Below are 26,599 nucleotides of genomic sequence, written 5' to 3'. Positions count from 1 at the left end.
GCCGATGGCGATACTGCGATGGACACGCAATTCCCTGGGCCCGCCGGCGCCGGCTCCGCCGCGCGGAGAATCCCGCCTGCGCCCCCGGCGCGGCGGGCGGACGGCACGGGCCTGCGGCGCGGCGGCGCTGGCATGGGCGGCGGCCATCGCGCCGGCCGCCGCGGCCCGCCCCGGCCCGCAGGAGGTGGCCGCCGCATACCAGGCCGACGTGCGGCCGCAGCTCGCCGTGCCGCAGGCCGAGCAGTCGCGCTACGGCGACCTGGCGCGCCGCGCGCTGGAAACCGCGGGCATTTTCCTGATCGCCCCCCAATACGTCCTGGTCGTGGACCGCAACCCCAACGCGCAGGCCGCCCTGCTCTACTGGCTGCCCGCCGACGCGCCCGCACGGTATCTCGGCGCCGCGCCGGTTTCCACGGGCCGCCTGGGCGAGTTCGATCATTTCGAAACGCCCACGGGGGTTTTCGGGCATTCGCTGGACAACCCCGACTTCCGCGCCGAGGGCACGAAAAACGCCAACGGCATCCGGGGCTACGGCATAAAGGGCGAAAGAGTCTACGACTTCGGCTGGCAGCAGGCGCGCAAGGGCTGGGGCGACGGCCAGGCGGGCACCATGCGGCTGCAACTGCACTCCACCGACCCCATTCTCGAAAAGCGGCTGGGCACGGTCCAGTCCAAGGGCTGCATCCGCATTCCGTCCAGCCTGAACCGGCTGATCGACCGCTACGGCCTGCTCGACGCCGACTACGAAATCGCCGCGCAGCGCGAGCGCCCGCCCTGGGTGCTGCGCACCGACCGCACGACCGCCGGCGGCGTGGGCCGCTATCTCATCATCGTCGACACCGGGCGCGACCGGCGGCCGGAATGGTCGCCGCCGCCCTCTTCACAGAAGGACCGCCAACCATGATCCCGCCCTCCCAGGCCGAACTGGAACGCATGCATGCCTACTGGCAGGCCGCCAACTACCTGTGCGCGGGCATGCTCTATCTGCGCGACAACCCGCTGCTGCGCGAGCCGCTGGAGCCGGCGCACATCAAGCGGCGGCTGCTGGGACACTGGGGCACCTGCCCCGGCCAGACATTCGCCCTGGTCCACCTGGAGCGTCTCATCCGCGTGCACGGCGTCGACCTCATGTATGTCTGCGGCCCGGGCCACGGCGCGGCCGCGGTGCTGGCCCATGCCTACCTGGACGGCCGCTATTCGGAGCTGTACCCCGAATGCGGGCAGGACGAGGCCGGCATGCTGCGGCTGTTCCAGCGGTTTTCCGCCGCCGGGGGCATCGGCTCGCACTGCACGCCGCAGACCCCGGGCTCCATCCACGAAGGCGGAGAGCTGGGCTACAGCCTGTCGCACGCCTACGGGGCGGCCCTGGACAACCCCTCGCTCATCGTCGCCGCGATGGTGGGCGACGGCGAGGCCGAAACCGGTCCGCTGGCCGCGTCCTGGCATTCCAACAAATTCCTCAATCCGCGCCGCGACGGCGCGGTGCTGCCCATCCTGCACCTGAACGGCTACAAGATCGCCAACCCCGCCGTGCTGGCGCGGATCCCGGCCCGGGAACTGCGCGCGCTGCTGGAGGGATACGGCTACTGGCCGCACTTCGTCGAAGGCGACGATCCGCCGCGCATGCACCGCAAGATGGCGCGCGCCCTGGAACAATGCCTGGCGGAAATACGCGGCATCCAGGCCCAGGCCCGCGCGCGCGGCAGGCTGAAGCGGCCGCGCTGGCCCATGATCGTGCTGCGCACGCCCAAAGGCTGGACCGGCCCGAGGGAGCTGCACGGCCACCGCGTGGCCGGCTCGTGGCGCTCCCACCAGATACCGCTTCCCGACCCCGCCGGCCGGCCCGACGAATTGCTCGCCTTGCAGGCATGGATGCGCAGCTACGGGCCCGAGCGGCACTTCGACGCCGGGGGCCGCCTCATTTCCGAACTGCGGTTGCTGGCGCCCCAGGGCGAGCGGCGCATCAGCGCCAACCCCCATGCCGACGGCGGCCGATTGCGCCAGGCGCTGGATCTGCCGGATTTCCGCGACTACGCGGTCGCCACCCCCGCGCCGGGCCGGGTGGATGCCCAGGCGACGCAGCAGCTCGGGGGTTTCCTGCGCGACGTCATGCAGCGCAACCTCGACCGCTTCCGCGTGTTCGGCCCCGACGAAACCGCCAGCAACCGGCTGGCGCCCATCTACGCCGCCTCGCCCAAGACCTGGATGGCGCAGATGCTGGACAGCGACGCCGACGGCGGCGAGCTATCGCCCGACGGCCGGGTCATGGAAATCCTCAGCGAGCACACGCTGCAAGGGTGGCTGGAAGGCTATCTGCTCACCGGCAGGCACGGCCTGTTCTCCACCTACGAGGCCTTCGCCCACATCGTCGGCTCCATGTTCAACCAGTACGCGAAATGGCTGGACAAGGCCAGGAACGAAGCGCCCTGGCGCGCGCCGGTCGCTTCGCTGAACCTGCTCATCACCTCGCTGGTATGGCGGCAGGACCACAACGGATTCAGCCACCAGGACCCGGGCTTCCTGGACCTGGTCGCCAACAAGAGCCCCGACGTGGTCCGCATCTACCTGCCGCCGGACGCCAATTGCCTGCTGAGCGTCGCCGACCATTGCCTGCGCTCGACGGGCTACGTCAACGTCATCGTGGCCGACAAGCAGCCCCACCCCGTCTATCTGGACATGGACAGCGCGATCCGCCACTGCGCCGCGGGCATCGGCCGATGGGACTGGGCCGGCACCTTCGTCGACCAGCAGCCCGACCTCGTCATGGCCTGCGCGGGCGACATCCCCACGCAGGAGGCGCTGGCGGCCACGGCCCTGCTCAAGGCCAGCTTCCATGGCCTGAAGATCCGCTTCGTCAACGTGGTGGACCTGTTCACGCTGGTTTCGCCCAGCCACCATCCCCATGGCCTGCCCGACGAGGAATTCGACGCCCTGTTCACCGCCGACAAGCCGGTGATCTTCAACTTCCATGCCTATCCGGCGCTCATCCACAAGCTCTGCCACCGGCGCCGCAACCAGCCGAATTTCCATGTGCACGGCTATCGGGAGAAAGGCGACGTGAACACGCCGTTCGAACTGGCGGCGCTGAACGGCATAGACCGGTACAGCCTGGCGATGAACGTGCTGGAACGCGTCCCGCGCCTGCGCACGTGCAGCGAGCCCGCCCGGCAGCGCTGGCTCCGGAAGCAGGAAGACCTGCTGGCCTATGCGCGCGCCGAAGGCGTGGACGCCCCGGAAATCCGCGACTGGCGCTGGCCCGACGCCGCCGGGGAAACGGCCGCCGGGGAAACGGCCGCCGGGGAAACGGCCGCCGGGCGGCGCCCGGACGCATAGCCATGCGCCAGCAGGCATACCCTTGTCCACCGCACGGAGGTGTTCCATGTATCAACGCATACTCGTTCCCATCGACGGCAGCCCGACCGCCGAGCAGGGGCTGACCGAAGCCATACGCCTGGGCACGCTCACGCATGCCCGCCTGCGGCTGATTCATATCGTCGACGAACTGTCTTTCGCGCTGGCCATCGACGCCTATGGCGTCTACGCCGGCGAGCTGCTCGAATTGCTGCAGAAGAACGGCGCCGAGGTCCTGGAGAAAGGCGCGGCGCGGGTGCGCACGGCGGGGCTGGACGTGGAGACGACCCTGTACGCCAATCTGGACCGGACGGTGCCGCAATGCATACTCGAGGAAGCGCGGGACTGGCGCGCCGACCTCATCGTGCTGGGCACGCACGGCCGGCGCGGCGTCAGGCGCCTGATGCTGGGCAGCAGCGCCGAGAACGTCCTGCGCAGCGCCCCGGTGCCCGTGCTGCTGGTGCGCGGCGTCGAAGAGAAAGCGGCGGACGGCGCGCCGGCGGCGCCCTCGCATTGAGCGCCGGAACTTCCGTGCCGTCTCCGCGCGCCGATACCGCGCCGCCGGCGCCGCAGCCGGTCAGCCGGCAGGTGCTGGCCGACCGCTACGCCGGCCCGGGCGAGCACGACGCCTCGCAGATATACCGCCGCGTCGCGCTGGCGCTGGCCCAGGCCGAACGCCCGGAGCGCCGCGAGGCCGTCGCGCGCGCATTCCTGCGCAACATGGAGCAGGGCGCGATCGGGGCCGGCCGCATCATGGCCAACGCCGGCGCGCGGCGGACCGGCACCATGGTCAATTGCTTCGTGCATCCCGTCGGCGCCGGACGGGGAGCGGCGTCGTTCGAGGCCGGCCTGGCCGATGCCTGCAAGACGCTGTCCATGGGCGGCGGGGTGGGCTACGACTTTTCCGTGCTGCCGCCCGCCGACGCGCAGGATAGGGCCGGCCTGCCCTCGGCCTGCGAGGCCATCGGCCGCTACGACGCGGCATCGGCCGCGCTGGCGTTCGAGGGCGCCCGCCGGGGCGCGCAGATGGCGGTGCTGTCGTGCACCCATCCCGACCTGCTCGCCTTTGCGCGCGCCAAGGCGGGCCGCAAGCGCTGGCGCGGCTTCAATCTCTCCGTGGCGGTAAGCGACGCCTTCCTGCAGGCCGTCGTCGACGACGCGCCCTGGACGCTCTGCCATCGCGCCGCTCCCGGCCCCGCCGCGCGGGCCCGGGGCGCGTTCCGGATGCCGGACGGTCTCTGGCAGTACCGCCGCGAATCCGCGCGGGCGCTGTGGCGGGCCATCACCGAACAGGCGCTGGAAAGCGCCGAGCCCGGCCTGCTCTACCTGGACACGATCAACCGCGCCAACAACCTGCGCGCCCTCGAAACCTTGAGCGCCGCCAACCCCTGCGGCGAGCAGCCGCTGCCGCCCTACGGAAGCTGCGTGCTGGGGCCGATCAATCTCTCGCGGCTGGTTTCGCACCCCTTCGGCGTGGGCGGACCCGCCACGCTGGAGCGCGGCCGGCTGGCCCGGATGACGCGCATCCAGGTGCGCCTGCTCGACAACGTCCTGGCGCTGACGCGCTGGCCCCTGCCCGCGCACGCGGCCGAGGCCCGCGCCAAGCGGCGCATCGGCGTGGGCATCACCGGGCTGGCCGACATGCTGGCCATGCTCGGCCTGCGCTACGACGAGGAGGCGGGCCGCGCCGCCGCCCGCGACGCGGTGCGCATCATCCGGGATCATGCCTATGCCGCCTCGGCCGCCCTGGCGGCCGAACGCGGCCCCTTTCCGCTCTACCGCCCCCAAGACTACCTGGGCGCGGACAGGGTAGGCGCCGAGCTGCCTGCCGCCGTGCGGCGGGCCATCGGCCGGCACGGCCTGCGCAACAGCCACCTGCTTTCCTTCGCACCCACGGGCAGCGTCAGCCTGGCCTTTGGCGACAACTGCTCCAACGGCATCGAACCGGCTTTCGACTGGGTGTACACGCGCATGGTGCGGCTGGGGCGCGAGGCTCCCGTCCAGACCCGCGCGGAGAACCACGCCTGGCGGCGCTGGCGGCACCTGATGGGCGAAGACGCGCCGCTGCCGCCCTGTTTCCTCAGCGCGGCGAGCATAGCGCCGGAGGATCACGTCGCCATGCTCGCCGCCTTGCAGCCCCTGGTCGACGCGGCGATCTCCAAAAGCGTGCCGGTGCCGGCCGACTGTCCGCTGGAACGCGCCCAGGCCCTGTTCCTGCAGGCATGGCGAGCCGGCCTGAAAGGTCTGACGCTGTTCCGCCCCGCCGCCGGAATGGACGCCGTCATGTACGCCCGCGACGCGCCGCAGCGCCCTTGCTCGCCGCCCGGCGATTGCGCCGCCTGCGAATAGGGTTACGCCGATCCGGAAGCCGCGCCCCGGAGCGTGGCGGTTTCGCCGGGCTCGGCGGCATGGCAGGACCAGCCCAGTTCGTCCTGGATGCGCAGCCGCAGGGCGTCGGCGGCGCCGGGCTCTCCATGGACGATGAACGTTTCCCTGGGCGGCCTGGAAAACCCGCGCAGCCACCGGATGATTTCATCGGCGTCGGCATGGGCCGACAGCATGGAAAGATTCTGCAACTCGGCCTTGACCGGCACGTACTCGCCATGGATCTTCACGCTGGGCGCCCCGTCCAGCATGGCCGCGCCGCGCGTGCCCACCGCCTGGAAGCCGGCGAAGAGCACGGTATTGCGGGCGTCCCGGAGGTAATGCTTGAGGTGGTGGATGACGCGCCCGCCCGTCGCCATGCCGCTGGCCGACACGATGATCTTCGGCATGGCCGAGGCGTCCAGCGCCTTGGACTGCTCGACGTCGCGCACATAGGTGGCGACTCCGTAGGCCGCCCGCGCCTCGGCGGCCGTGAGCCGCTGGTCGCGCTCGTGCCGCAGATACACGTCCACCGCGTCGGTGGCCATGGGACTGTCCAGGTACACGGGCAGGTCGCGCGGAATGCGGCCGGCCTGCTTGAGCCGCCACAAGTGCAGCAGCAGCAACTGCGCGCGCCCCACCGCGAACGACGGAATGACGACGGTGCCGCCGCGCCGGATCGCGCGCTGGATGATCTCCGCCAGCACGTCCCGCGGGTCGTCCTTGGGGTGCGCCCGGTTGCCGTAGGTGGATTCCACCAGCAGGTAGTCCGCCTCGGCGACCGCCTGCGGCGCGGGCATGAGCGGGTCTTCGTAGCGCCCCAGGTCGCCCGAGAACACCAGCCTGCCGCCGGGGTAGTCCACCTCCACCACCGCCGCGCCCAGGATGTGGCCGGCGCGCCTCAGGCGCAGTTGCAGTCCGGCCGGCAGCGCCACCGTCTCATCGAACGCCACGGGCCGCAGCGCCGCGATGGCCCGTTGCGCATCGGCCACCGTATACAGCGGCAGCGCCGGCTTGTGCCGCGAAATCCCATGACGGTTCAGGTAATCGGCGTCGGCCTCCTGCAGGTGCGCGCTGTCCAGCAACAGGATCTCGCACAGGTCGCGCGTGCCGGCCGAACAATAAATGGGGCCGCGAAACCCCTCGCGCACCAGTTTGGGCAGGTAGCCCGAGTGGTCCAGGTGCGCGTGCGACAGCACCACCGCCTCGACCGAAGCCGGCCGCACCGGAAACGGCGCCCAGTTGCGCAGCCGCAGCGGCTTGAGGCCCTGGAACAGGCCGCAGTCGAGCAGCACGCGGCGGCCGTCCGCCTCCAGCAAATGGCGCGAGCCGGTCACCGTGCCGGCGCCTCCCAGAAAACGCAATTGCAGGCTTTTCAACATGAAACCTCTCCCGATCCCCGGACCTCCGGCGCGCGAAACCATGCGCTTCGCGGCCCCAGCTTCGCACGCGGCGCGGCGCCGCGACCCGGCAAAACATCGATGCTTGACGCGGATCAAGATTGCCCGGCCGCGCAGGATCAATATAGACGGGAAGGCAGCTCTTTGCCTTTGCCCCTCGAGGAGACTTCCATGTCGCGCCTGATTCCCTCATCCGACCCGTTTTCCGACGTTTTCCAAGCGTTCCTCAGACCCATCCGGCAGCGCGCCGAAGAAGACGCGCCGCGCATGGACATCGACATCACCGAAAGCCCGGACGCCTACATTCTCAAGGCCGACGCGCCCGGCTTCTCCAAGGAAGACATCGACGTCCAGATCGACGGCGCCACGGTGCTCATCCGCGCGCACCGCGAGCAGCAGGACGAGGTCAAATCCGAAGGCCGGGTCATCCAGCGCGAGCGGTACTGGGGCAGCGCGCAGCGCATGCTGACCCTGGCCGGCCCGATCGACGAAGCCCAGGCCAAGGCCACGTACGACAACGGCGTGCTGACGCTCAACCTGCCCAAGAAGGCCGGCGGCGCGAGCCGGAAAGTCGCCGTCGAGTGATCCGCCGCCTTTTCCGGAGAACCGCCATGCGAGCACGCGATCTCATGACCCCCGACCCGCTCAGCGTAACGCCCGATACGCCCGTATCCGCCATCATCCGCACCATGCTGGACCGCAACATCAGCGCCGTCATGGTGACCGAAAGCGACGGGCGGCTGATCGGGCTGGTGAGCGAAGGCGACCTGGTGCACCGCCAGGACAGCGTGCACCAGCGCAAGCAGGAGCACTGGCTGGCCCAGCTAGCCGAGGGACATCCGCTCAACCCGGAGTTCCTGCGCAGCCTGCACCTGGCCGAAAGAACCGCCCGCGACGTGATGAGCAGCCCGCCCGTGGCCGTGGACGAGAGCACCGGCCTGGCGCGGATCGCCGACATCCTGGTCTGCCGCAGCATCAAGCGGGTGCCCGTGACCCGCGACGGCAAGCTGGTCGGCGTGGTGAGCCGGCGCGACATCCTGCGCGCCCTGCTGGCGCAGGCGGAGTAGGTCCGGCCGGGTAGGTCCGGCCGGGAGGGGCCCGAGGCCGGCGGCGCGGCGGGCGCGGGCCCGCGCGTCACAGCTTGCCGTACTCCTCCACCGCCGTCTCGCGAAACGCCTGGATCAGCGCCAGCCGGGACGAACCGCGCAGCCAGATCAGGCCGAAGCGGCGCGGCTCGCACGGCGCCGGCAGCGGCAGCGCGGCCAGGCCCAGCCGCTCGATGGCCCCGTTGGTGGACAGCGGCAGGATGGCCACGCCCAGGTCGCGGCTCACCATGACGGCAATGGCTTCGATGGCGTTGAGCTCGAAGCGGTCGCGCGGCGTGATGCCGACCCGCCGCAGGTAGTCGTCGACGTGCCGGCCTCCCCAATCGTTGCGCTGATAGCGGATGAAGGGCTCGCTGGCCAGCAGGGCGTGGGGATCGCGCCCCGCCAGCCGGGGCGCCGCGGCCAGCACATAAGGCTCTTCGCGCAGAAGCTGCCAGCCCATGCTCTTGGAGAGCGGATAAGGCGCTTGCAGCGCGATGGCCGCGTCGATTTCCCCCGCTTCCACCGCCGGGTAGAAACGCGCGGAATGCCCCGGCGTCAGCGCCACGTTGACCAGCGGATGGCGCGCCACCAGCCTTTCCAGAATGGCCGGCACCACGGAATTGAGCGCGGTGTTGCCCGCGCCCAGCCGCAACTCGCCCATGACCTCGCCCGAGCGCGCCAGATAGCGGATCTGCTCCAGGCTTGCCAGCACCTCCTGCACGGGCGCGAGCAGCTCCGCCGCCTTGGCGGTCAGGTGCACCGTGCGTCCGGCGCGCGCCACCAGCGGCGCGCCCAGCTCGTGCTCGAGCGCGCGGATCTGCTGCGCCACGGCGCCATGGGTCAGGCCCAGCCTGCGGGCGGCCTCGGCCATGGAGCCGTAACGGGCCACGGCCACGAGCGTGTGCAGGAAATCGGTGTTCATGATGATAGATATTCTATCTTTTGATCGAATCTCCGCTGGCCCACGCGCACGGGCTCCCAGGTCAAAATCCGGCCCAGGAGATATTCATGAAAAGCAAGCTGTTCGTGCCGGCCTCGCGCCCGGAACTCTTTGAAAAAGCCATGGCCAGCGAGGCCGATGCGATTTCCTTCGACCTCGAGGATGCCGTCGCGCCCGACCGCAAGCCCGAGGCGCGCGCCCTGCTCGCCGACTGGCTGGCGCGGCGCGCCGCCGCGGCGCCAGCCGCCGCGCATCCCAAGAAAATTATCGTCCGCATCAACGCGGCCGACACGCCCTGGTACGCCGACGATCTCGCCGCGCTCGGCCGCTTGCCGGTCGACCTGCTCAACGTGCCCAAGACCGAGGACGCCGACGCGGTGCGCCGCGCCATCGAACAGGCCACGGCCGCGGGTTTTCGCGGCGGCTTCCTGGTCAACGTCGAAACGCCGCGGGGCCTGGCGCGCGCGGCCGGACTCGCCGCCGCGCACGAGCGCGTCCGCGGCCTGCAGCTAGGGCTGGCCGACCTGTTCGAGCCCCTGGGCATCGAGCGCTACGCCCCGGAAACGCTGCGCCCCGTGCTGCTGGCCGTGCGCCTGGCCGCGGGCGCGGCGGGCAAGTATGCGCTGGACGCCGCCTATCCCCGCGTGCAAGACCCCGAAGGCTTCCGCGCCGAGGCCCGGCTCTCGCGTTCGCTGGGCTTGCTCGGCAAATCGTGCATCCATCCGAGCCAGGTCGCCATCGCCAACGAGGTCTTCGGTTTTTCCTCCGAGGAAATCGAGCATGCGCGCCGCGTCGTGGCCGAAAGCCGGGCGCGGTCCGGCGTGGGCGCTTTCCTGCTCGACGGCCGCATGATCGATGCCCCCTTCGTGCGCCGCGCGCGCGACGTGCTGCTGGCGGCCGGCGCAGGCTAGGCGCTGTCCGCGCGCCTTTTTCTTTTCCCACGGATTCCGAACGACCACCCTATGCAACAACCCGCTGTTTCCGATCTTCCCCTGGCCGGCGTCAAGGTGCTGGACCTGAGCGCCTACATCGCCGGCCCGTACGGCTGCGCGCTGCTGGGCGATCTGGGCGCCGAGGTCGTCAAGATCGAGCCGCCCGAAGGCGACAACCTGCGCAAGTATCCGTCCACCCTGGCGGCCGAAAGCCGGGCATTTCTCGGCATCAACCGCAACAAACGCGGCATCTGCCTCAACCTCAAGGAGCCGGCCGGCTACGAAGTGTTGACGCGGCTGGTCCGCGAAGCGGACGTGCTGGTGCACAATTTCCGCCCGGGCGTGCCGGAACGGCTGAACATCGGCTACGCCACGCTCGCGGCCGTCAATCCGCGCCTGGTGTACTGCGCCATGACGGGCTACGGCGCCCGGGGCCCCATGGCCGGCCACGCCGGCTACGACCAGGTGCTGCAATCCATGACGGGCATGTGCGCCTCGCAGGGCAAGCCCGGCGGACCGCCGGAAATCCTGTACGGTTCCGTGGTCGATTACTACGGCGCCGCGCTGATCTCCAGCAGCGTCTCGGCCGCGCTCTACCGGCGCGAGCGCACCGGCCGCGGCCAAGCCATCGAAGTCTCGCTGCTGGGCAGCGCCCTGGCCATGCAGTCCGCGCGGCTGGTCTGGGCCGACGGCGAGCCGCGCGCCATCGAGCGCGACATGCGGTCGGGCGGCATCACGGGCATCCATCCCACGCGCGAAGGCTATCTGTACATCTCGGCCAACACGCCGCACTTCTGGCGCGCGCTGTGCGGCCATCTCGGCCTGGACGAACTGGCCGAACACCCCGACTACGATACGGTCAAGAAGCGCGCGGCCCGCGCCGACGAGCTGGTGCCCCGGGTGCGGCGCGCCCTGGCGGGCGCCAGCGCCGCCGAATGGGCCGAGCGCTTCGGCCAGAGCGTGCCGTGCGCGGTGGTCAACCGCGTGGAAGACATGTTCGACCACCCGCAGGTCCAGGCCATGGGCTTTATGCAGACCCTGCGCAACCCCCAGGCCGGCGAGTACCTGGGCCTGGCGCGCTGGGCGCGCTTCGACGAAGGCGGCAACAGGGACGGCGCCGCCGCCCCGCCGCGCGGCGCCCCGGGCCTGGGCGAGCACAGCCGCGCCATTCTGGCCGAACTGGGCTATGGTCCGGCGGAGATCGACGGGCTGCTGGGAGGCGCGGCGGTGCGCTAGCCGCCGCGCCAGCCGCCGCATCAACAACGACGCTCGACGAAAACGGGCGAGGAGACGACGAGGCCATGAGCCAGACACCGCGTTACCGCCAGCGGCCCGAAGGGTCGAACTGGGGCGATTTCGGTCCCGACGACCAGTTGGGCACCCTCAACCACCTGGACCGCGCCGCGCGCCTGGCCGCCGCGGCCGAGATCCGCGAAGGGCTGTCGTTCTCGCTCAGCCTGCCATTGACGGTGCCGCGCGCGCCGGTGCTGAACCCGAGGCGCAAGGGCCCCGTGATCCGGCCCGCCGAGAAGAACGGCGTGCCCGTCTACCGCTACCCCCTGGCCAACGACGTGCCCGGCGCCACCGACGTCATCAGCGACGACAGCGTCACCCTCTCGCCGCAGTACTCCACCCAATGGGACGCCCTCGGACACGTGGGTTCGCTCTACGATGCGCGGGGCAACGGCACGCCCCAGCCCACGGGCTACAACGGCTACACCGTCAGCGCGCCCGGCCGCGAAGGCTTCGCCGGCACGCGCGACCTGTCCATCGCCCCCATGGCGCGCCACGGCATCCAGGGCCGGGGCGTCATGGTGGACCTGCGCGCGCATTTCGGCGACGAACAGCGCAAGATCACCCACGCCGACCTCATGCGCGTCATGCAGGCCGACGGCGTAACCGTGCGCCCGGGCGACGTGCTGTGCCTGCACACCGGCCTGGCCGATCTCGCGCTCACGCTGGCCGACAACGAACAGCACCGGCTGAAGACCCGTTGCTGCGTGCTCGACGGCGGCGACCCCGGCCTGCTCGCGTGGATCACCGACAGCCGCATCGCCGCCATCGCGGCCGACAACCACGCAGTCGAGCTGCGCAACCATCATCTCGACACGGAGCGCGGCGCGCTGCTGCCCCTGCACGAACACTGCCTGTTCAAGCTCGGCCTGCCGCTGGGCGAGCTATGGCACCTCACGCCGCTCGCGCACTGGCTGCGACGGAACCATCGCCACGCCTTCTTCCTGACCGCCGCCCCGATGCACCTGCCGGGCCTGGTCGGCGCGCCGGTCAACCCCATCGCCACGGTCTGACACCCGATCCCCGGACCGCCCGCCCCCCTGACGACACAACGATTCCAACAAGCCCCCCGCTTCCCGCACAGGAGAATGGAGCAGACATGAAGAAACGCACTCACCCGGCCCGCGCCGCCCTGGCCGCGGCCCTCGGCCTGACCGCCGCGGCGGCCGCGCAGGCCGCCGGCTATCCCGACAAGCCCATCACCGTTGTCGTGCCCTATTCCGCCGGCGGCGGGGCCGACAACGCCGCCCGCATCATCGCGCAAGGCATGGCCGAAACCAGCGGCCAGAGCGTCGTCATCGAGAACAAGGGCGGCGCCAGCGGCTCCATCGGCGCGGCCTACGTGGCGCGGGCCAATCCCGACGGCTACACCGTGCTCTACGACGCCTCGGCCTTCGCCATCAATCCGGCGCTGCGCAAGCTGCCCTATGACGCGAAGAAAGACTTCATCCCGGTATCGCAGGCGGTCAGCGTGCCCAACATCCTGGTGGCCGCGCCCGGCTCCGCCTTTGGTTCGCTGTCCGATTTCATCAAGGCCGCCAAAGACCAGCCCAACCACTACACCTACGCATCGTACGGCCCCGGCAGCCTGGCCCAGATGGCTGCCGAACTGCTGAAGAAAGACACGGGCATCAAGGCCATCCACGTGCCGTACAAGGGCGGTGCGCCCGCCATCGTGGACGTCATGGGGGGGCAGGTCGACGTGTACTTCGCCAATGCCGCCTCCAGCCTCAACTACGTCACCGGCGGCAAGCTCAAGGCCCTGGCGGTGTCCTCGTCCAGGCGCATGCCCGAACTGCCCGACGTGCCCACCGTGGCGGAATCCGGCGTGAAGAACTTCGACGTGGTGGAATGGAACGGTTTCTTCCTGCCGGCAGGCGCGCCGCCCGAGGTGGTGACCAGGCTGCAGGACGTGGTCCAGAAAGCGCTGGCGCGCCCCGAAACCCGGGAAAAGCTCGGCAAGCTGGGCCTCACCCCGGTGGGCAGCAGCGCCGCCGACTTCGCCAGGTTCGTCGACGAAGAGCAGACGCGCTGGGCGGAGGTGGTCAAGGCCAACAACATCCAGGTCAACTGACCGCCCCGCCCGGGCATGGCCAGGGACGCCTGCGCGCCGGCGTCCCTGGCTTTATGCTCGCCGTACTTCCCCGAACAAGGAACCTCGATGAGCCGCAAAGACGATTTCGAGCAAGGGCTCGCCAACCGGCGGGCCGTCCTGGGCGACGCATGGGTCGATCGCTCGCTTTCGCGCGCCACCGGCTTCACGGCCGAATACCAGAACCTCATCACGCGTTATGCCTGGCACGACATCTGGAGCCGCGACGGCCTGCCTCGCAAGGCGCGCCGCATGATGGTGCTGTCCGTGACGCTGGCCCTGGCGCGCTGGGAGGAATTCGAATTGCACGTGCGAGCGGCGCTGACGGCCACCGACGACTCCCGGCTCTCGCCCGACGAACTCAAGGAAGTGCTGCTGCAGAACGCAATCTACGCCGGCGTGCCCGCCGCCAACACCGCCTTCGGCCTGGCGCAGAAGATCCTCGCTGAGGCGGCCGGCGAAATCGGCTACGCGCTGGAACCGGCCGATCCGCGCGAGGCCGACCCGCTCGGCGCCCGGCGGCCGCCGCCCGCCCCGATGGAGAATTGACGAGTTCCGGAATTGGGCAGAAACCAAACCGATGCGACGGCCCGTCGCTTTGCTTGTGCCGATCGATACGCTTTGCGCAGCGGAGCCCTGACATGCAAGGGATGAGGACACGTCGCCATGCAGAACCGTCCGTCCGCACCCCAGGCCGCCTTTCGCCCCGGCGCCCTGCTCCTGGCGCTTTGCTGGCCCGGCAGGGCAAGACGAGCGACATCGCCTCCAACCTGTTCGACCTGTATTTCACGCCCGTCATCGCCGGCTGCCATTTCTCCGAAACGCAGCACCTGTCGCTCAGCCTGAACGTCTGGGCGCCCACCGGCTATCGCAACGCCCCGCTATTCGGGCTGGACGTGATGGCCCGGAAAATGTTCGGCAACGGACTGGGCCTGGTAGCCGGGACCCGGCTGCAGCTGGACAAGGACTCGGGCCCCACGGCGGACCGCCTCGACGGCTTCCGGGGGCACGACTTCGCCCTGGGCCCCATTCTCACCTACGACCGCAAATTGGCCGACCAGCGCTCGCTGTCGCTGTCCCTGCGCTGGGCGCCCACCATCGCCAGCACGCGCCGCCTCGACAGCACGGCCACCTTCATGGCAAGCGCCGCCCTGATTGTCTGACGCGGCACGGACAGCGGCCCGCGCCGGGCGGTCATTCGCCGGCGCGCGAGCCGCACGACGCCGCGCCGCCGGCCGCGGCCAGCAGGTCGTCGGCATGAACCATCAGCCCGCGCGCCAGTCGCAGCATCGGATACTGGCTGAGCACGCCGCCCCATTGCGGCGAGGTCAGCAGCTGGCGCCAGACCGGCTCCAGCAGCCCTTCATCCGCCCTCGGCGCCCGCAGGGCCGAGGCGAACGCCAGGCTGGCCGGCGCGGACAGCAACTGCATCCGGCTGGCGGCGCTGAGCAGCCGGGGCGCGGCGTCGGCGGGGGCATCGCAGCAATAAAGCACGGTTTCCGCCAACCGCGCCTCGTCGGCCGTCAGCGCATGCAGCGACGCGCCCCGCAGGCGCGCCACGCCTTCGCGCGTTTCGAAGGCATACGTCTCGCGCTCGTCCGCCTGCGCCAGCAGGCGCAGGCCGCGCAGCAGCCGCGGCAGATCGGTGGCCGCCGCGTCCGCCGAGGCCTTGGCCTCCACCAGCAGGCAGACCTCCCAGGCTTCCGTTTCATCGGCCGTCGCGGGCCGTCGCAGCAACACCGCGTCCCACTCGCTCTTGGCGCGATCGGGGCTGCCCGGTATGGTGGCCGGCACGCGCATCGACGTCGCCACGCGGTATGCCGCCCGGCCGCGCTCCGCGGTTTCGAGCCGCAGCGCCAGCGCCCGCAATGCCCGCGCGGCCAGCGCCTCGACCCGGGCGCCGCGCCGCTGCGCGGCAACCCCTTGCGCCGCCGCCCCGGCGCTTCCCGAAACCGGGCCCTGCCGGCCCCACAGCGCCTGGTATTCGCGCACCAGCTCATCGGACATCAACGATTCGAGCCGCTGCAGGCGATCCAGTTCCGGCGCCTCCCGCAGCCGCGCAAGCCCCTGCGCGAGCGGCCCATCGCCGGCCGTCTCCGGCATGGCCGCAAGACGGCCCGCCGCCTCGCGCAAGGCCGACCACGATCCCGACGCGGCCAACGCGCGCAGGCCGGCCAGCGCCTCGCGCAGGTCCGCCGCATCGGCGGACTGCCGCCGGGCGGGATGCGCAACCGCATTCACCGCCGCATGCATCCGCCGGCGATCCCGCTGCGCGTGCGCGGCCAGCGACGCGTACTCCCGCACCCGGGCGGCGCGGCGCCGGAGCACCATGGCCTGGAACACCGGGTCGCCGCCCTGCTCGCGCATCGCGTCGCGGATCAGGCGGCAGAGCGCGTCCAGGAATCGGCGTTTCGTTTCCTCGCCCGGCGCCTCCCCGCGCGCCAGCGCCAGCCGGGCCTGCTCCACCGCCACGGCAAGCGCCTGCGCGGGCCCGTTGCGCATCTGGCCCGCGATCAGCTCGGGCGTATCCGGCAAGCGGTAGCGCCGGACGACGGCGCGCAGGATGTCGGCAAGAGGGGAAGGCGGCGATGGAGTAGCCATGGAAGATGGACGGCGAGGGAACCGATGGTCGGGGTCGCTGGGCGATGCGGCCCCGACAAATGTACCGCCGCCCGTTCTCATCCGTCATCCATTTCTCCCCCGCGCCGCCGCGCAGTTTCTCCGGGTCCGCAGAACTGTTCTGCACAACCGTGGGGTAATCGCGCGGACCGATAAAACTTATGATCGGCTTCTGTGACAACCCAAGGCCGGCGCCCCCGCCGGCCGACCCTGTGGCCAGCATGCACAAGACCGGATCCCGCCAGGAAAACGGCAAGGCAGAAGATGGCGTCCAGGACAAGGAGAGAGACAATGTTCAAGCCCACGCGCCGCAGCTTTCTCGCGGCCGGCACGCTCATGATGCTTGCCCGGCCGCTGCGCGCCGCCCCCAAGCCCGTGACCCTGATCGTTCCCTATGCGTCCGGCGGGCCCAACGACAACTTCGCGCGCCTGCTGGCCGAAGGCATGAGCGCCCAGGTCGGCCGCCCGTTCATCGTCGAGAACAAGCCGGGCGCCAACGGCATCATCGGCGCGACCCAGGTGGCGCGCGCCCCGGCCGACGGCGCCATGCTGCTCATGGGCGGATCGGGCCCGGTTTCGCTGAACATCCTGCTGCGTCCCAATCTGCAGTATGGCTTCGACAGCTTCGCCTCGGTGGCCATGATGTTCGACGGCCCGCTCACCATCACCGTGCCATCCTCGATGGGCGTGAACTCCATTGCCGATCTCGTGGCTTACGCAAAGAAGGAAAATCGCGCGCTGACTTACGGCACCCTGGGACCCGGAAGCGTCACCGACCTGTACGGCCTCATCCTGTCCAAGACGCTGGGCATCCCGCTGACGCCCGTGCCCTACAAGAGCACGCCGACCAGCCTGATCGACCTCATCACCGGACGCAACGACCTTTCCTACATGACGCCCATCGCCCTGGCCGACCACCAGAAGGCGGGGGAGATCAAGATCCTGGCCCTGACCACCGACCGGCGTGACCCGGCGCTGCCCGACGTGCCGTGCGTGACCGAGCTCGGCTACCCCCAGCTCAAGGCCAGCTACTGGACGGCGCTGCACGCGCCCAAGGGCACGCCCGCCGACCTGGTCCGGCAGTACGCCGAGGCCGCCATCAAGACGGTCCAATCGGAGCGCTTTCGCCAGGTGCTGGCCGCCAACGGCCAGACCGAAAAGGCCGGCGGCCCGCAAGCCCTGGATGCGCAACTGGAAGCCGACCGCCAATACTGGGGCAAGGTCATCAAGGAAAACCGCATCGTCCTGGATTGAACGCTGCACGCCAAAGCGGCGGGCCAGGCCCGCCGCTTTTCATTTTCCCCCCTCCGGCCCTGCCCGACGCCCCGGCAAAGCGCGCCGGGCGTCGTCCGCCCTACTGGAGCCGCACGGGCGCGATGCGGTGCGTGGCGGCATTGAAATTGATGACCGGCTGCGCCTGGCGGCAGGCGGTCTTGCGCATCTTGCCGACGATGAAATCGTGGGTGCCGAGCACTTCGGTGCAGACGATGTCGCACTCGATGCTGGCCAGCGCATCCGGCAGAACCGGCAAGCCCAGCTCGTTCACGACCCAGCCGCCCTGCGCGAAACGCGCCGGGCCCTGGGGCTGGCGCAGAAAAGCCTGGATGACCCCGCCATGATTCTCGCCCAGGATGTTGGCCACGAAGCGGCCATTGCGCAGCAGGGCGTCCCGCGTAGACGAAGTCTGCTGCACGAAGAACCCGACCATGGGCGGATCGGCGGAAATCGACGTGAGGCTGGACACGATCATGCCGGCCACCTGTTCGCCGTCGCCGGTGCTGACCGCGCTGATGCCCGCGGGCAAGGCGCGCATCGCGGCCTTGAAGTCGTCGACCGACACCACGTCGTCGCGCTCGTTCACGACCATGTGGGCGCGGATGTCGCCCCGCTCGTCGACCCAGCCGTGGCGCGCCGCATAATCCACCATCGCGGAGAACCCCGCCTCCCACTGCGGATCGCCCGCGTGCTTCGACAGGAAGCGCAGCACCGAGGGCGACAGGCGGATGTGCCGCTCGTCCTCGCGCCGCCCGACCCGCGCGATGGCCCGTTCGAGCCTGTCGCTGGGCTGGGGGTCGGCCAGGACGTCGAGCCGGCGGAAGTCCAGCGGCTCGCGCAGCGAGATCGCGCCCGCATTGCTCAAGTAGATACGCATGACGCGCTCCTTACGCCGCCAGCGCGGAAGCGCCGACTTCCTTGCGGATGGCGGGAATGATCTTGTCGCCCCAGATCTCGATCTGCTTGAGCATGGTCTTCTGGTCGAAGTCGCCCAGTTGAGTCTGCAAGGCAATGTGCTTGGGGCGCAGGATGCTGATCTCTTCCAGCATCTTGTCGATCACCTGGTTGACCGAACCCACCGGCAGGTTCCCGCGCAGTTGCTCGAAGGTCGGATCGTTCTCCGACGGGACTTCCTTGACCATGTAGCCGTCGTCGCTCTGCGCGCGGCGGTATTTCAGGCTTTCGGAGATGCGGCGCTGAAAGCGCGCGCAATCCAGGTATGCGTCGATCTCGGCTTTGTTGTCCGATGCATAGCCGCAGCGCAGAAAGCCGAACTTCACGTCGCGGTCCAGATCCTTGCCGTTGTCCGCGGCGACTTTCTCCAGCCGGCCGCGCAGCTCGGCGATCGCGTCGTTGCCCTTGAGCAGGGCCGTGACGAAGAGATTGTGATTCTCGCGCACACCGCGGCCCAGCGTCACGGGGTTGCCCGAAGTGATCCACATCGGCGGCATGGGATCCTGCAGGCAGCGCACCGCGATGGAACTGGGCGGCACCTTGAGAAACTGCCCGTCGTGCTCGAAGATCTTCTGCGTCAGCCCCTTGGGAATGAGGTCGAGGAACTCGTTGAAGATGGCCCCGGAATCGGCGATCTGCACGCCGAAGCGCTCGAACTCGAATTCCTGGTAGCCCGAGCCCACGCCCAGCTCCAGCCGGCCGTTGGAAACCGTATCGACGAAGCCGACTTCGGCCAGGAACCGGGCAGGATGATAGAGCGGCAGAATGCAGACCGCGGTTCCCAGCCGGATGCGCTGCGTCTTGGCCGCCGCGTGCGCCACCGTCATCAGCGGCGAAGGCGACAGGGAATAGTTGTTGAAGTGGTGCTCGGCGTACCAGGCTGTGTCGAAGCCCGCCTGCTCGGCCGCGACGGTCTGTTCGATGGAGTTGTTGATGACCTGCCGGGACGACTGGTGATAACCTCGCTGCTGCGCCAGAATGAATACGCCGAATTCCATGATGTCTCCTCAATGTTCGTGAAGCTTCAAGGAAATTCTAGAAGGCTGCCCGTAATGGCTGGAATACAATAAATGCGGCGTTCTGTGCTGCATAAAGTGGAGGAATGATGGACAGGCTGCGCGCGATGGAGCTCTTTCTGTCGATTTCCAAAACGGAGAGCTTCTCCGAGACTGCGCGGCAATTCGGCGTATCGGCCACATCGGTTTCCCGGACGATCACCGAGTTCGAGAATGCGCTGAACGTCAAGCTCCTGCTGCGCTCGACCCGTCAGGTCGTGCTGACCGAAGCCGGCCAGGAATACGCCCGCCAGCTCGAAGGCATCCTCTGGAACATCAACGAGGCGCACCGCAACATCACGGAGATCCGCGCCGCGCCCAAAGGCACGCTGCGCGTGCATTCGCGCATGATGTTCGGGCTGGGCGTGCTGCCTCCGCTCATCGCGGCCTTTCGCCAGCAGTACCCGGACATCCTCGTCGAACTGGTGCTGTCCGAGTCCAAGACCGACCTGAGGCGCAACAACTTCGACATCGATTTCCGCATCTCGCCGCCCGTCGAAGCCGGGCTGAAGCGGCGCATTCTTTTCAAGAGCGAGCGCTACCTCGTGGCGTCTCCCGCCTATCTGGCCGCGCGTGGAACGCCGACAAGGCCGGCCGAGGTCGCGCAGCACGCCTGCCTGGCCTACCTCCTGCCCGGCGACCAGTACTGCTGGCGATTCAAGCAGGACGAGATCCAGGAAGAAGTGCCGATCAAGCCGCGGCACGTCACCAACAACGGCGTGGCCCTGCTCGAGCTGGCGCGGCTGGGCGAAGGCATCGCCCTGCTGGACGACTACACCGTGCACAACGACATCACGCGCGGCACCCTGGTCCGGCTGTGCCCGGACCACCGCGTCACCAACACGACCTTCGAAGAAGGCATGTACGCCACCATCCTGGATACGGCAATGATCCCGGCCAAGATCCGGCTGTTCCTGGACTTCATCGCCTCGCACGTCTCGGGCAAGACGCTGCGCTTCACGGCCTACGGCAAGGCCGCGGCGGGCGCCGGATGACCGGGCAGGCGCCTGCCGGCGCTAAGGGCGTATCCGGCAACGCGGCCGCGCCGCGCCCACGAAGCCCACGCCGCGAAGCCGGAGCAGACAACCATCCAGCGGCCCCGAGGCCGCCAGACGCCCGCTGTCGCTGATGGACGTCACGAAGATGTCCGTCATGTCCTCGCCGCCGAAGCACAACGAAGCGGGATGGGTCACGGGCAGGTCTATCCGCAAGTCCAGCCTGCCCGCGCCATCGAACCTGGCGATGGCGCCCGCATGAACCAGCGCGGTCCACAGGCCGCCCGCCAGATCGAAACAACAGCCGTCCGGAGCCGAATCGTAAGCCCCGGTATCGACGAAGACTTCGCGCGCGCCGAGCCGGCCATCCCCGTCCATGCGATAACGGAAAATCCTGCGCTGCGCGCTGTCGCAGACATAGAAGAATTCATTGCGCAGATCCACGTTCGGACCGTTCGCCACGCCGATGCCCTGCGCGATGCGCGTCAGGCGGCCCCGGGTATCCAGCCGATAAAGCCCTCCGAGCGGCTCCTGCCCCTCCTGCCGGCAGGTGTGCATCGTGCCGGCCACGAAACTGCCGTCGGGCAACGGCACGCCATCGTTGAGGCGCAGGTTGGGATGGCTGTCGTCGATGCGCGCCAATGTGCGCAGCGTGTTGTCGGCCGGACGGTAGAGCGCGAAAACCTCCTTCAGGGCCACGACCAGTTCGTCGTCTCCATTGAGCGCAAAAGAGCCCAGCGGCGCGGGCAGCAGCCAGCTCCGCGCCTGTCCCCCTTCCGGGTCGAGGGCATGGATCCGCCCGCTGCGGCAGTCCGCCATCCATAAACGCCGCCGCTCGGCATCCCACACGGGACACTCTCCCAGGGACGCGCGCAGCGCGCCGATCCGATCGATACGCATCTGCAGGTTTCCTCCATCGCCGCGTTCCGGCGAACCGCCACGGCTTCGATGGTATCGGCTTGCGCAGCCCCGGAATATGCCGCTTTCGCGCAGAACACAACCAACTTTTCTGGCGTGAATTCGCGGCAATACCCATCCATATAATCAAAAAAAAGCCGGCCTCTCCAGGCTCCGGCGCACAGGCAAGACCGGTCATTCCGACTCGAGGAGACACACGATGCAGCATGCCCACCGCGCCCCCGGCGCGCCCGCCTTCCCCCGACAGTACCAGGAGCGGGCATGAGCGAACCCGCCGTCAAATTCGAAGTCAGCGAGGGCGTTGCGCTCGTTACGCTGAATCGTCCGCCCGTCAATGCCCTCAACCGCGAAATGCGCCGGCGCATCGTCGCCGTCTTCGACGAGATCTCCGAGCGCGGCGACATCCGCTGCGCCGTGCTGACCGGAAACGGCAATGTCTTCTGCGCAGGCGCCGACCTCAAGGACCGCCCCGATGCCGACATCGCCGGCGACTTCCTCGAACACAACCGCGTCACGCGGGAAACCGGCAACGCCATCAGGGAATGCGCCAAGCCCGTGATTGCCGCCGTGAACGGCGCCGCGCTGGGCGCGGGCCTGGGCCTCATGGCCGCCTGCGACATCATGTACGCTTCCGAGAACGCCAGCTTCGGCATGCCCGAGATCAACGTCGGCCTGGCGGGCGGCGCTTCCATGCTGCGCACCTTGTTCGGCCGCTCGACCGTGCGCCGCATGTTCTTTACCGGCCAACGGCTCAGCGCGCAGGATCTGCTGCGCCGCAATGTGCTGGAAGACGTGCTTCCCGCCGGCCGGCTGCTGCCCACGACCCTGGAACTGGCCCATGAGATTGCCTCCAAGGCGCCGCTGGCCGTGGTGTACGCCAAGCGCGCGGCCAATATGGTGGACCTCATGCCGCAACGGGATGCCTACCGCTTCGAGCAGGACTTCACCATGGCCCTGGCCAAGACCGAAGACGCGCGCGAGGCCCGCATGGCCTTCCTCGAAAAGCGCCAGCCGGTATTCAAAGGACGCTGAGCATGGGGGAACAGACGCAACAGCCGGGCGCCGGCCTGGCGGCCTTCTTTGAAGCCCGCAGCATCGCCGTGATCGGCGCTTCCGACGAAATCGCCAAGATCGGCGGCCGGCCCGTGCACATGCTGGCCAAGCACGGCTATGCCGGCCCGGTCTATCCCATCAACCCCAAAGGCGGCGTCATTCAGGGGCTGCCCGCTTACGCATCGGTGCTCGACACGCCCGCCGCGCCCGAACTGGCCATCCTGGCCGTGCCGGCGGCCGCCACGCCGGCCGCGCTGCGGGACTGCGCCGCCCGCGGCGTGCAGGCCGCCATCGTGCTGTCGTCCGGCTTCGTGGAGGCCGGCCCGGAAGGCGCCGCCCTGCAGGCCGAGCTGGCCGGCATCGCCCGCGCCCATGGCATGCGCCTGCTCGGTCCCAATTGCCTGGGCGCGGTAAACGTGGCCGACCGCCTGATCGCTTCCTTCTCGATCGCGCTCGAAGAGCACATGCCTGCCGCCGGGCAGGTGGGCATCGTTTCGCAATCGGGCAACGTGGGCAGCCACACCATGCAAAGCGTGGCCCGGCGCGGCATGGGCGTAAGCCGATTCATCGCCACCGGAAACGAGGCCGACGTGGACGTGGCCGATGGCATCGCCGCCCTGGCCGAAGACGCGTCCACGCGCATCATCCTGTGCTGCATGGAAACCTGCCGCAATGCCGGCAAGCTGGTCGGCGCCTTGCGCATGGCGCGCGAACGCCGCAAGCCCGTCATCGTCCTGAAGATCGGCTCGACCGAGAAAGGTCAGGCGGCGGCGGCTTCGCATACCGGCGCCCTCACCGGCTCGGATGCCGTGATCGACGCGGTATTCCGCCGTTATGGCGCGCTGCGCGTGCGTTCGGTGGAAGCGCTGATCGACATCGGCCACGCCGCTTCGCTGCTCATGCCCGGCCGCCTGCCGCGCAGCGAGGCGGTGACGCTGGTGGCCGCCTCCGGCGGCTTCGGCATCATGATGGCCGACGCCATGAGCGAAGCGGGCCTGGCCCTGCCCGCGCTCGCGTCCCATACCCAACGACGCATACGCGAAGCCGTTCCCACCGCGAGCACGGGCAATCCCGTGGACGCCTCGGCCCAGATGTCCAGCCGCCCCGACATCCTGCTCGAGCTGCTGGGCGCCCTGCTGGACGATCCGTCGGACGGGACGCTGGCGCTGTTCATGTCCCTGTCGCTCTACAACACGAGGCTGCGCGGCGTCTACCTCGAGGCGCTCGCCCAGGTGCGCGCCAGCCATCCCGACCGCCTGCTGATGGTCATCAGCCAGGGTCCGGCCGACGCGGTCGGCGAGATCAACGCGCTGGGCATTCCCGTGTTTTCCAGCATCGACGCCGCGGCGACCGGGCTGGCCGGCCTGGTCGCGCTGGGCCGCCTGAGCGCCGCCGCGTCCGAGCCCGCCCGGCTGCCTGCCGCCGAACCCGTCGATCCGGCGGTGTTCCGCAGCGAATTCCACGCGAAGCGCGCCCTGGGCCAGGCCGGCATCGACGTGCCCCGCGAGTTCGTCGCCCGCGATGCCGGCGAGGCCGTCCGCGCCGCCGAGACGATAGGCTATCCCGTCGTGCTGAAGATCGCCTCCGAAGACATCGCCCACAAGACCGAGATCGGCGGCGTGGCGCTGGACCTGGTCGACGCCGATGCCGTGCGCGCGGCCTATGAACGGATCGTCGGCAGCGCGGCGCGCCATGCGCCTCGGGCGCGCATCGACGGCGTTCTGGTGGCGCCCATGGTGCGCGGCGGCACGGAACTGATCGCCGGCATTTCGCGGGATCCGGTCTTCGGTCCCATCGTCATGGTGGGCATGGGCGGCATTTACGCCGAGGTGCTGAAGGACGTGGCGGTGCAGGCCGCGCCCGTGACCGAGGACGAAGCGCTGGCGATGATCCGTTCGCTCAAGATGTTTCCCGTGCTGGACGGCGCGCGCGGCCGGGCCAAGGCGGACATCGGCGCGGCCGCGCGCAGCGTGGCCCGCCTGTCGGAATTCGCCTTCCGGCATCGCGATCACATCGCCGAAATCGATATGAACCCCATTCTGGTGCGCCCGCAGGGCCAGGGCGCGATCGTGCTGGACGCGCTGATGATCCCGCGCGCCGCGCCCGCTCACTGAGGACTGGCATGCACTTCGACCATCACGTAGCGGTCCCCGACCCGGCCGCCGGGCCCGAGGTTTACCGCCAACATGCGCGCACCTGGCTGCGCGCCAATCTGCCCGGTTTCATGCGGACCGACAGCCCGGACTGGCGGCCCGCGACGCTGGCCGAAAGCAGCGCATGGGAAGCCGCCATGTACCAGGCCGGCCTGGCGGGCATGACCTGGCCCAAACCTTATGGCGGCCATGGACTGACGCTGCGCGAGCATCTGGCCGTGAACAAGGAAATCGGCGCGCTGCCCATGCCGGAGAGCGTGAGCTCCATCGGCAAGGAGCTGGCCGGCCCCATCATCATGGCGGTCGGAACCGAAGCGCAGAAGCAGGCGTTCCTGCCCGCCATCCTGGCCATGCGCCAGTACTGGTGCCAGGGGTTTTCCGAACCCGACGCCGGCTCCGACCTCGCGCGGCTGCGCACCCGGGCCGTGCGGGAAGGCGGCCATTGGCGCATCAATGGCCAGAAAATCTGGACCAGCGGCGCGGCCAAGGCGCACTACTGCCTGCTGCTCACCCGCACCGGCACGGTGGCCGACCGGCATCGCGGCCTGCTGATGTTCGCCGTGCCCATGGACACGCCGGGCATCCGCGTCGCCCCCATCAAGTCCATCGACGGCAAGGAATCCTTCGCCGAGGTCTTCTTCGACGACGTCGTGGTTCCCGACAGCGCGCGCCTGGGCGCGCCGGACGAGGGCTGGAGCGCCGCCATCCGGGTGCTCTCCATCGAACGGGCCACCAACCGCATGTACCGTCCCTGGCGCTTCGAGTGCGAGCTGCGCCAGCTTATCGCGGCGTGCAAATCCGATGCCCGGCTCGCTCCCGCCCTGGAAGACGGCGGCGTGCAGCGCCGCGTCGGCGAACTGGCCTCGGAGATCGACGGCTTGAAAGGCCTGGTGGAGCTGACGGTCGAGCGCATGATGCGCGGCGAGGCCATCGGCGCGCGCGGCTCGCTCACCAAGCTCTACTGGTCGGAATGCCATCAGGCTTTCGCCGGGCTCGCCCTCTCGCTGCTTTCGCAGGTTGGTCCGCAATCCAGCCCGCTGGCGCGCCGCGCCCGGCAGGCCTGCACCAACGCCTACTTATTCGCGCGCGCCGAGACGATCTACGCAGGCACCACCGAAGTGCAGCTCGACGTCATCGCGCAGCGCATCATGAATCTTCCCAAGGATCTGACATGAGCAGCGACGCACTGCAGCCCGAGGAATTCGCCCAGGCCGCCGAAGCGGCCATCATGGACGCGCTGACCCGCCAGGACGTGCACGACATGGCGGCCGTGCTGGCGCGTGCCGGCCTGTGCGGCGTGATGGCCGCCGAGGACGACGGCGGGCTGGGCCTGGACCTGCGCTTTGCGCTGCCCATCGTCCATGCCGCGGGACGGCTGCGCCTGCCCCTGCCGCTGGCCGAGCAGATCGTCGCCGCCCATGCCTTGGCGGACACGCCGCAGGCCGCGGCGCTGGCCTCGGGCGAGCGCCTGGCCGGCATCGCATGGCAGGGCCGGCTGCCGGATGGCTGGGTCCGGCTGGACCACGGCCCGGCCGACTGGGTGCTCGCGGCCGATGCCGAAGGCGCCGCGCTCGTGGATGCCGCCGGGTCGCCGCGCGAAGTGCAGGCCGCGCTGGACCCGGACTGCCCGCAGGTCTGGCTCGATTTGCGGCACGCGCCCGTGCTGGCGCGCCTGGATACGTCGGCCTGGGACGCGCTGCAGCGCCAGGCCCGGCTGCTGCTGGCCGAATTCGCCAACGGCGCGGCCGAAGGCGCGCTGCAGGCGGCGGCGAGCTATATGGCCACGCGCGTGCAGTTCGGCCGGCCATTGTCGGCCAAGCAGGCGGTCCGCCATCTGCTGGCGCGCATGCGCCTGTTGCAGGAAGTGTCCAGCGCGGCCATCCGCCGCGCCATACGGCCCGATGAATACGGCGCGCCGCGCGACCCGCGTCCCGCGCTGGCCGGCGCCATCGCGAATGCCGCCTTCGTCATCGAGAAAGCCATCCATCTGCACGGCGGCATGGGCTTTACCTGGGAATTGCCGCTGCACCGCGCGCTGCGCGCGGTGCGCAGGCTGGACGCGGCCTTCGGCGGCCTGTCTCGCGAAACGGGGCGCGCCTTCATTGAATCGGTGTAGG

Annotated in this window: 23 protein-coding genes and 1 pseudogene; 18 read left to right on the top strand and 6 right to left on the bottom strand. The window is 69.7% G+C overall.

The window, feature by feature from the left end; all coding sequences use genetic code 11:
• The first annotated feature begins 4 nt into the window (after positions 1-4).
• Genes NGJ44_RS02450 through NGJ44_RS02435 form a run of 4 tightly spaced genes read left to right on the top strand, consistent with a single transcriptional unit; the run spans position 5 to position 5,700 of the window.
• A complete protein-coding gene (locus NGJ44_RS02450) occupies positions 5-904 on the top strand; it encodes a murein L,D-transpeptidase (RefSeq protein WP_251862997.1) in 900 nt (299 codons plus the stop codon).
• On the top strand, positions 901-3,333 hold the full coding sequence (locus NGJ44_RS02445) for a phosphoketolase family protein (protein ID WP_251862996.1): 2,433 nt from the start codon (positions 901-903) through the stop codon (positions 3,331-3,333). The genes NGJ44_RS02450 and NGJ44_RS02445 overlap by 4 nt, the downstream gene beginning before the upstream one ends.
• A gap of 46 nt (positions 3,334-3,379) precedes the next feature.
• On the top strand, positions 3,380-3,868 hold the full coding sequence (locus NGJ44_RS02440; protein WP_251862995.1) for a universal stress protein: 489 nt from the start codon (positions 3,380-3,382) through the stop codon (positions 3,866-3,868).
• A 14-nt stretch (positions 3,869-3,882) separates the two neighbouring features.
• On the top strand, positions 3,883-5,700 hold the full coding sequence (locus NGJ44_RS02435) for an adenosylcobalamin-dependent ribonucleoside-diphosphate reductase (RefSeq protein ID WP_251862994.1): 1,818 nt from the start codon (positions 3,883-3,885) through the stop codon (positions 5,698-5,700).
• Positions 5,701-5,702: 2 nt separating this feature from the next.
• On the opposite strand, the gene NGJ44_RS02430 is transcribed toward NGJ44_RS02435, so the two are convergent.
• The gene (locus tag NGJ44_RS02430; RefSeq protein WP_053244346.1) at positions 5,703-7,097 is read right to left on the bottom strand and encodes an MBL fold metallo-hydrolase RNA specificity domain-containing protein; all 1,395 of its coding nucleotides are present in this window, start codon (positions 7,095-7,097) and stop codon (positions 5,703-5,705) included.
• Between the two features lie 189 nt (positions 7,098-7,286).
• Here NGJ44_RS02430 and NGJ44_RS02425 point away from each other — a divergent pair, with 189 nt between their 5' ends.
• Together NGJ44_RS02425 and NGJ44_RS02420 are read left to right on the top strand one after the other, a co-directional pair.
• On the top strand, positions 7,287-7,700 hold the full coding sequence (locus tag NGJ44_RS02425; protein WP_053244347.1) for an Hsp20/alpha crystallin family protein: 414 nt from the start codon (positions 7,287-7,289) through the stop codon (positions 7,698-7,700).
• Between the two features lie 26 nt (positions 7,701-7,726).
• Positions 7,727-8,182: a CBS domain-containing protein gene (locus tag NGJ44_RS02420; RefSeq protein ID WP_251862993.1), complete on the top strand. Its 456-nt coding sequence runs from the start codon at positions 7,727-7,729 to the stop codon at positions 8,180-8,182.
• A 67-nt stretch (positions 8,183-8,249) separates the two neighbouring features.
• Here the strand turns inward: NGJ44_RS02420 and NGJ44_RS02415 are convergent, their stop codons facing one another.
• Positions 8,250-9,125 (bottom strand): LysR family transcriptional regulator, encoded by an 876-nt coding sequence (locus NGJ44_RS02415; RefSeq protein WP_053244355.1) that lies wholly within the window; start codon positions 9,123-9,125, stop codon positions 8,250-8,252.
• An 86-nt stretch (positions 9,126-9,211) separates the two neighbouring features.
• On the opposite strand from NGJ44_RS02415, the gene NGJ44_RS02410 reads away from it, so the two are divergent.
• From NGJ44_RS02410 to NGJ44_RS02385, 6 genes and pseudogenes are all read left to right on the top strand, one after another.
• Entirely contained in the window at positions 9,212-10,054 is an 843-nt protein-coding gene (locus NGJ44_RS02410) for an HpcH/HpaI aldolase/citrate lyase family protein (RefSeq protein ID WP_251862992.1), read from the top strand.
• A gap of 51 nt (positions 10,055-10,105) precedes the next feature.
• On the top strand, positions 10,106-11,311 hold the full coding sequence (locus tag NGJ44_RS02405) for a CaiB/BaiF CoA transferase family protein (RefSeq protein ID WP_053244353.1): 1,206 nt from the start codon (positions 10,106-10,108) through the stop codon (positions 11,309-11,311).
• Between the two features lie 65 nt (positions 11,312-11,376).
• Positions 11,377-12,381: a cyclase family protein gene (locus NGJ44_RS02400; RefSeq protein ID WP_251862991.1), complete on the top strand. Its 1,005-nt coding sequence runs from the start codon at positions 11,377-11,379 to the stop codon at positions 12,379-12,381.
• An 86-nt stretch (positions 12,382-12,467) separates the two neighbouring features.
• Entirely contained in the window at positions 12,468-13,442 is a 975-nt protein-coding gene (locus tag NGJ44_RS02395) for a tripartite tricarboxylate transporter substrate binding protein (RefSeq protein ID WP_251862990.1), read from the top strand.
• Positions 13,443-13,529: 87 nt separating this feature from the next.
• The gene (locus tag NGJ44_RS02390) at positions 13,530-14,009 is read left to right on the top strand and encodes a carboxymuconolactone decarboxylase family protein (protein ID WP_053244350.1); all 480 of its coding nucleotides are present in this window, start codon (positions 13,530-13,532) and stop codon (positions 14,007-14,009) included.
• Positions 14,010-14,197: 188 nt separating this feature from the next.
• Positions 14,198-14,623, top strand: a pseudogene (locus NGJ44_RS02385) (transporter); the annotation flags it as partial.
• A gap of 31 nt (positions 14,624-14,654) precedes the next feature.
• Here NGJ44_RS02385 and NGJ44_RS02380 read toward each other — a convergent pair.
• A complete protein-coding gene (locus tag NGJ44_RS02380; protein WP_251862989.1) occupies positions 14,655-16,061 on the bottom strand; it encodes a 3-deoxy-D-arabino-heptulosonate 7-phosphate synthase in 1,407 nt (468 codons plus the stop codon).
• 309 nt (positions 16,062-16,370) lie between these two features.
• Between NGJ44_RS02380 and NGJ44_RS02375 the strand changes: the two genes are divergently transcribed.
• A complete protein-coding gene (locus NGJ44_RS02375) occupies positions 16,371-17,333 on the top strand; it encodes a tripartite tricarboxylate transporter substrate binding protein (protein WP_053244357.1) in 963 nt (320 codons plus the stop codon).
• A gap of 100 nt (positions 17,334-17,433) precedes the next feature.
• Here NGJ44_RS02375 and NGJ44_RS02370 read toward each other — a convergent pair whose 3' ends face one another.
• On the bottom strand, positions 17,434-18,231 hold the full coding sequence (locus NGJ44_RS02370) for a flavin reductase family protein (RefSeq protein ID WP_251862988.1): 798 nt from the start codon (positions 18,229-18,231) through the stop codon (positions 17,434-17,436).
• A 10-nt stretch (positions 18,232-18,241) separates the two neighbouring features.
• Positions 18,242-19,306: an LLM class flavin-dependent oxidoreductase gene (locus NGJ44_RS02365; protein ID WP_251862987.1), complete on the bottom strand. Its 1,065-nt coding sequence runs from the start codon at positions 19,304-19,306 to the stop codon at positions 18,242-18,244.
• A 104-nt stretch (positions 19,307-19,410) separates the two neighbouring features.
• Here NGJ44_RS02365 and NGJ44_RS02360 point away from each other — a divergent pair, with 104 nt between their 5' ends.
• Positions 19,411-20,358, top strand: coding sequence for a LysR family transcriptional regulator (locus NGJ44_RS02360; protein WP_235489096.1), 948 nt, complete (start codon positions 19,411-19,413; stop codon positions 20,356-20,358).
• Between the two features lie 21 nt (positions 20,359-20,379).
• On the opposite strand, the gene NGJ44_RS02355 is transcribed toward NGJ44_RS02360, so the two are convergent.
• A complete protein-coding gene (locus tag NGJ44_RS02355) occupies positions 20,380-21,258 on the bottom strand; it encodes an SMP-30/gluconolactonase/LRE family protein (RefSeq protein ID WP_053244361.1) in 879 nt (292 codons plus the stop codon).
• Positions 21,259-21,537: 279 nt separating this feature from the next.
• On the opposite strand from NGJ44_RS02355, the gene NGJ44_RS02350 reads away from it, so the two are divergent.
• From NGJ44_RS02350 to NGJ44_RS02335, 4 genes are read left to right on the top strand one after another with little or no spacing between them, the layout of a single operon-like run.
• On the top strand, positions 21,538-22,308 hold the full coding sequence (locus tag NGJ44_RS02350) for an enoyl-CoA hydratase/isomerase family protein (protein ID WP_053244362.1): 771 nt from the start codon (positions 21,538-21,540) through the stop codon (positions 22,306-22,308).
• 2 nt (positions 22,309-22,310) lie between these two features.
• The gene (locus tag NGJ44_RS02345; RefSeq protein WP_251862986.1) at positions 22,311-24,443 is read left to right on the top strand and encodes an acetate--CoA ligase family protein; all 2,133 of its coding nucleotides are present in this window, start codon (positions 22,311-22,313) and stop codon (positions 24,441-24,443) included.
• Between the two features lie 8 nt (positions 24,444-24,451).
• Positions 24,452-25,657 carry an acyl-CoA dehydrogenase family protein gene (locus NGJ44_RS02340; protein WP_053244363.1) on the top strand — a complete coding sequence of 402 codons (1,206 nt, stop codon included), beginning with the start codon at positions 24,452-24,454 and terminating at the stop codon, positions 25,655-25,657.
• A complete protein-coding gene (locus tag NGJ44_RS02335; RefSeq protein ID WP_251862985.1) occupies positions 25,654-26,598 on the top strand; it encodes an acyl-CoA dehydrogenase family protein in 945 nt (314 codons plus the stop codon). The genes NGJ44_RS02340 and NGJ44_RS02335 overlap by 4 nt, the downstream gene beginning before the upstream one ends.
• The last annotated feature ends 1 nt before the right edge of the window (position 26,599 follow it).

It is taken from the genome of Achromobacter sp. Marseille-Q4962 (assembly GCF_943737005.1).
In the GTDB taxonomy this organism is placed as follows: Bacteria; Pseudomonadota; Gammaproteobacteria; order Burkholderiales; family Burkholderiaceae_B; genus Achromobacter.
The sequence above is the reverse complement of the archived record's forward strand: the minus strand, read 5'-3'. Positions and strand labels throughout refer to the sequence as shown.

Excerpts from the sequence above, each read along its gene's own strand:
- NGJ44_RS02410 (WP_251862992.1), top strand. The coding sequence starts at position 9,212 with ATGAAAAGCAAGCTGTTCGTGCCGGCCTCGCGCCCGGAACTCTTTGAA.
- NGJ44_RS02420 (WP_251862993.1), top strand. The coding sequence starts at position 7,727 with ATGCGAGCACGCGATCTCATGACCCCCGACCCGCTCAGCGTAACGCCC.
- NGJ44_RS02405 (WP_053244353.1), top strand. The coding sequence starts at position 10,106 with ATGCAACAACCCGCTGTTTCCGATCTTCCCCTGGCCGGCGTCAAGGTG.
- NGJ44_RS02430 (WP_053244346.1), bottom strand. The coding sequence starts at position 7,097 with ATGTTGAAAAGCCTGCAATTGCGTTTTCTGGGAGGCGCCGGCACGGTG.
- NGJ44_RS02345 (WP_251862986.1), top strand. The coding sequence starts at position 22,311 with ATGGGGGAACAGACGCAACAGCCGGGCGCCGGCCTGGCGGCCTTCTTT.
- NGJ44_RS02450 (WP_251862997.1), top strand. The coding sequence starts at position 5 with ATGGCGATACTGCGATGGACACGCAATTCCCTGGGCCCGCCGGCGCCG.
- NGJ44_RS02365 (WP_251862987.1), bottom strand. The coding sequence starts at position 19,306 with ATGGAATTCGGCGTATTCATTCTGGCGCAGCAGCGAGGTTATCACCAG.
- NGJ44_RS02400 (WP_251862991.1), top strand. The coding sequence starts at position 11,377 with ATGAGCCAGACACCGCGTTACCGCCAGCGGCCCGAAGGGTCGAACTGG.
- NGJ44_RS02370 (WP_251862988.1), bottom strand. The coding sequence starts at position 18,231 with ATGCGTATCTACTTGAGCAATGCGGGCGCGATCTCGCTGCGCGAGCCG.
- NGJ44_RS02375 (WP_053244357.1), top strand. The coding sequence starts at position 16,371 with ATGTTCAAGCCCACGCGCCGCAGCTTTCTCGCGGCCGGCACGCTCATG.
- NGJ44_RS02360 (WP_235489096.1), top strand. The coding sequence starts at position 19,411 with ATGATGGACAGGCTGCGCGCGATGGAGCTCTTTCTGTCGATTTCCAAA.
- NGJ44_RS02340 (WP_053244363.1), top strand. The coding sequence starts at position 24,452 with ATGCACTTCGACCATCACGTAGCGGTCCCCGACCCGGCCGCCGGGCCC.
- NGJ44_RS02425 (WP_053244347.1), top strand. The coding sequence starts at position 7,287 with ATGTCGCGCCTGATTCCCTCATCCGACCCGTTTTCCGACGTTTTCCAA.
- NGJ44_RS02355 (WP_053244361.1), bottom strand. The coding sequence starts at position 21,258 with ATGCGTATCGATCGGATCGGCGCGCTGCGCGCGTCCCTGGGAGAGTGT.
- NGJ44_RS02395 (WP_251862990.1), top strand. The coding sequence starts at position 12,468 with ATGAAGAAACGCACTCACCCGGCCCGCGCCGCCCTGGCCGCGGCCCTC.
- NGJ44_RS02335 (WP_251862985.1), top strand. The coding sequence starts at position 25,654 with ATGAGCAGCGACGCACTGCAGCCCGAGGAATTCGCCCAGGCCGCCGAA.
- NGJ44_RS02390 (WP_053244350.1), top strand. The coding sequence starts at position 13,530 with ATGAGCCGCAAAGACGATTTCGAGCAAGGGCTCGCCAACCGGCGGGCC.
- NGJ44_RS02380 (WP_251862989.1), bottom strand. The coding sequence starts at position 16,061 with ATGGCTACTCCATCGCCGCCTTCCCCTCTTGCCGACATCCTGCGCGCC.
- NGJ44_RS02350 (WP_053244362.1), top strand. The coding sequence starts at position 21,538 with ATGAGCGAACCCGCCGTCAAATTCGAAGTCAGCGAGGGCGTTGCGCTC.
- NGJ44_RS02445 (WP_251862996.1), top strand. The coding sequence starts at position 901 with ATGATCCCGCCCTCCCAGGCCGAACTGGAACGCATGCATGCCTACTGG.
- NGJ44_RS02415 (WP_053244355.1), bottom strand. The coding sequence starts at position 9,125 with ATGAACACCGATTTCCTGCACACGCTCGTGGCCGTGGCCCGTTACGGC.
- NGJ44_RS02440 (WP_251862995.1), top strand. The coding sequence starts at position 3,380 with ATGTATCAACGCATACTCGTTCCCATCGACGGCAGCCCGACCGCCGAG.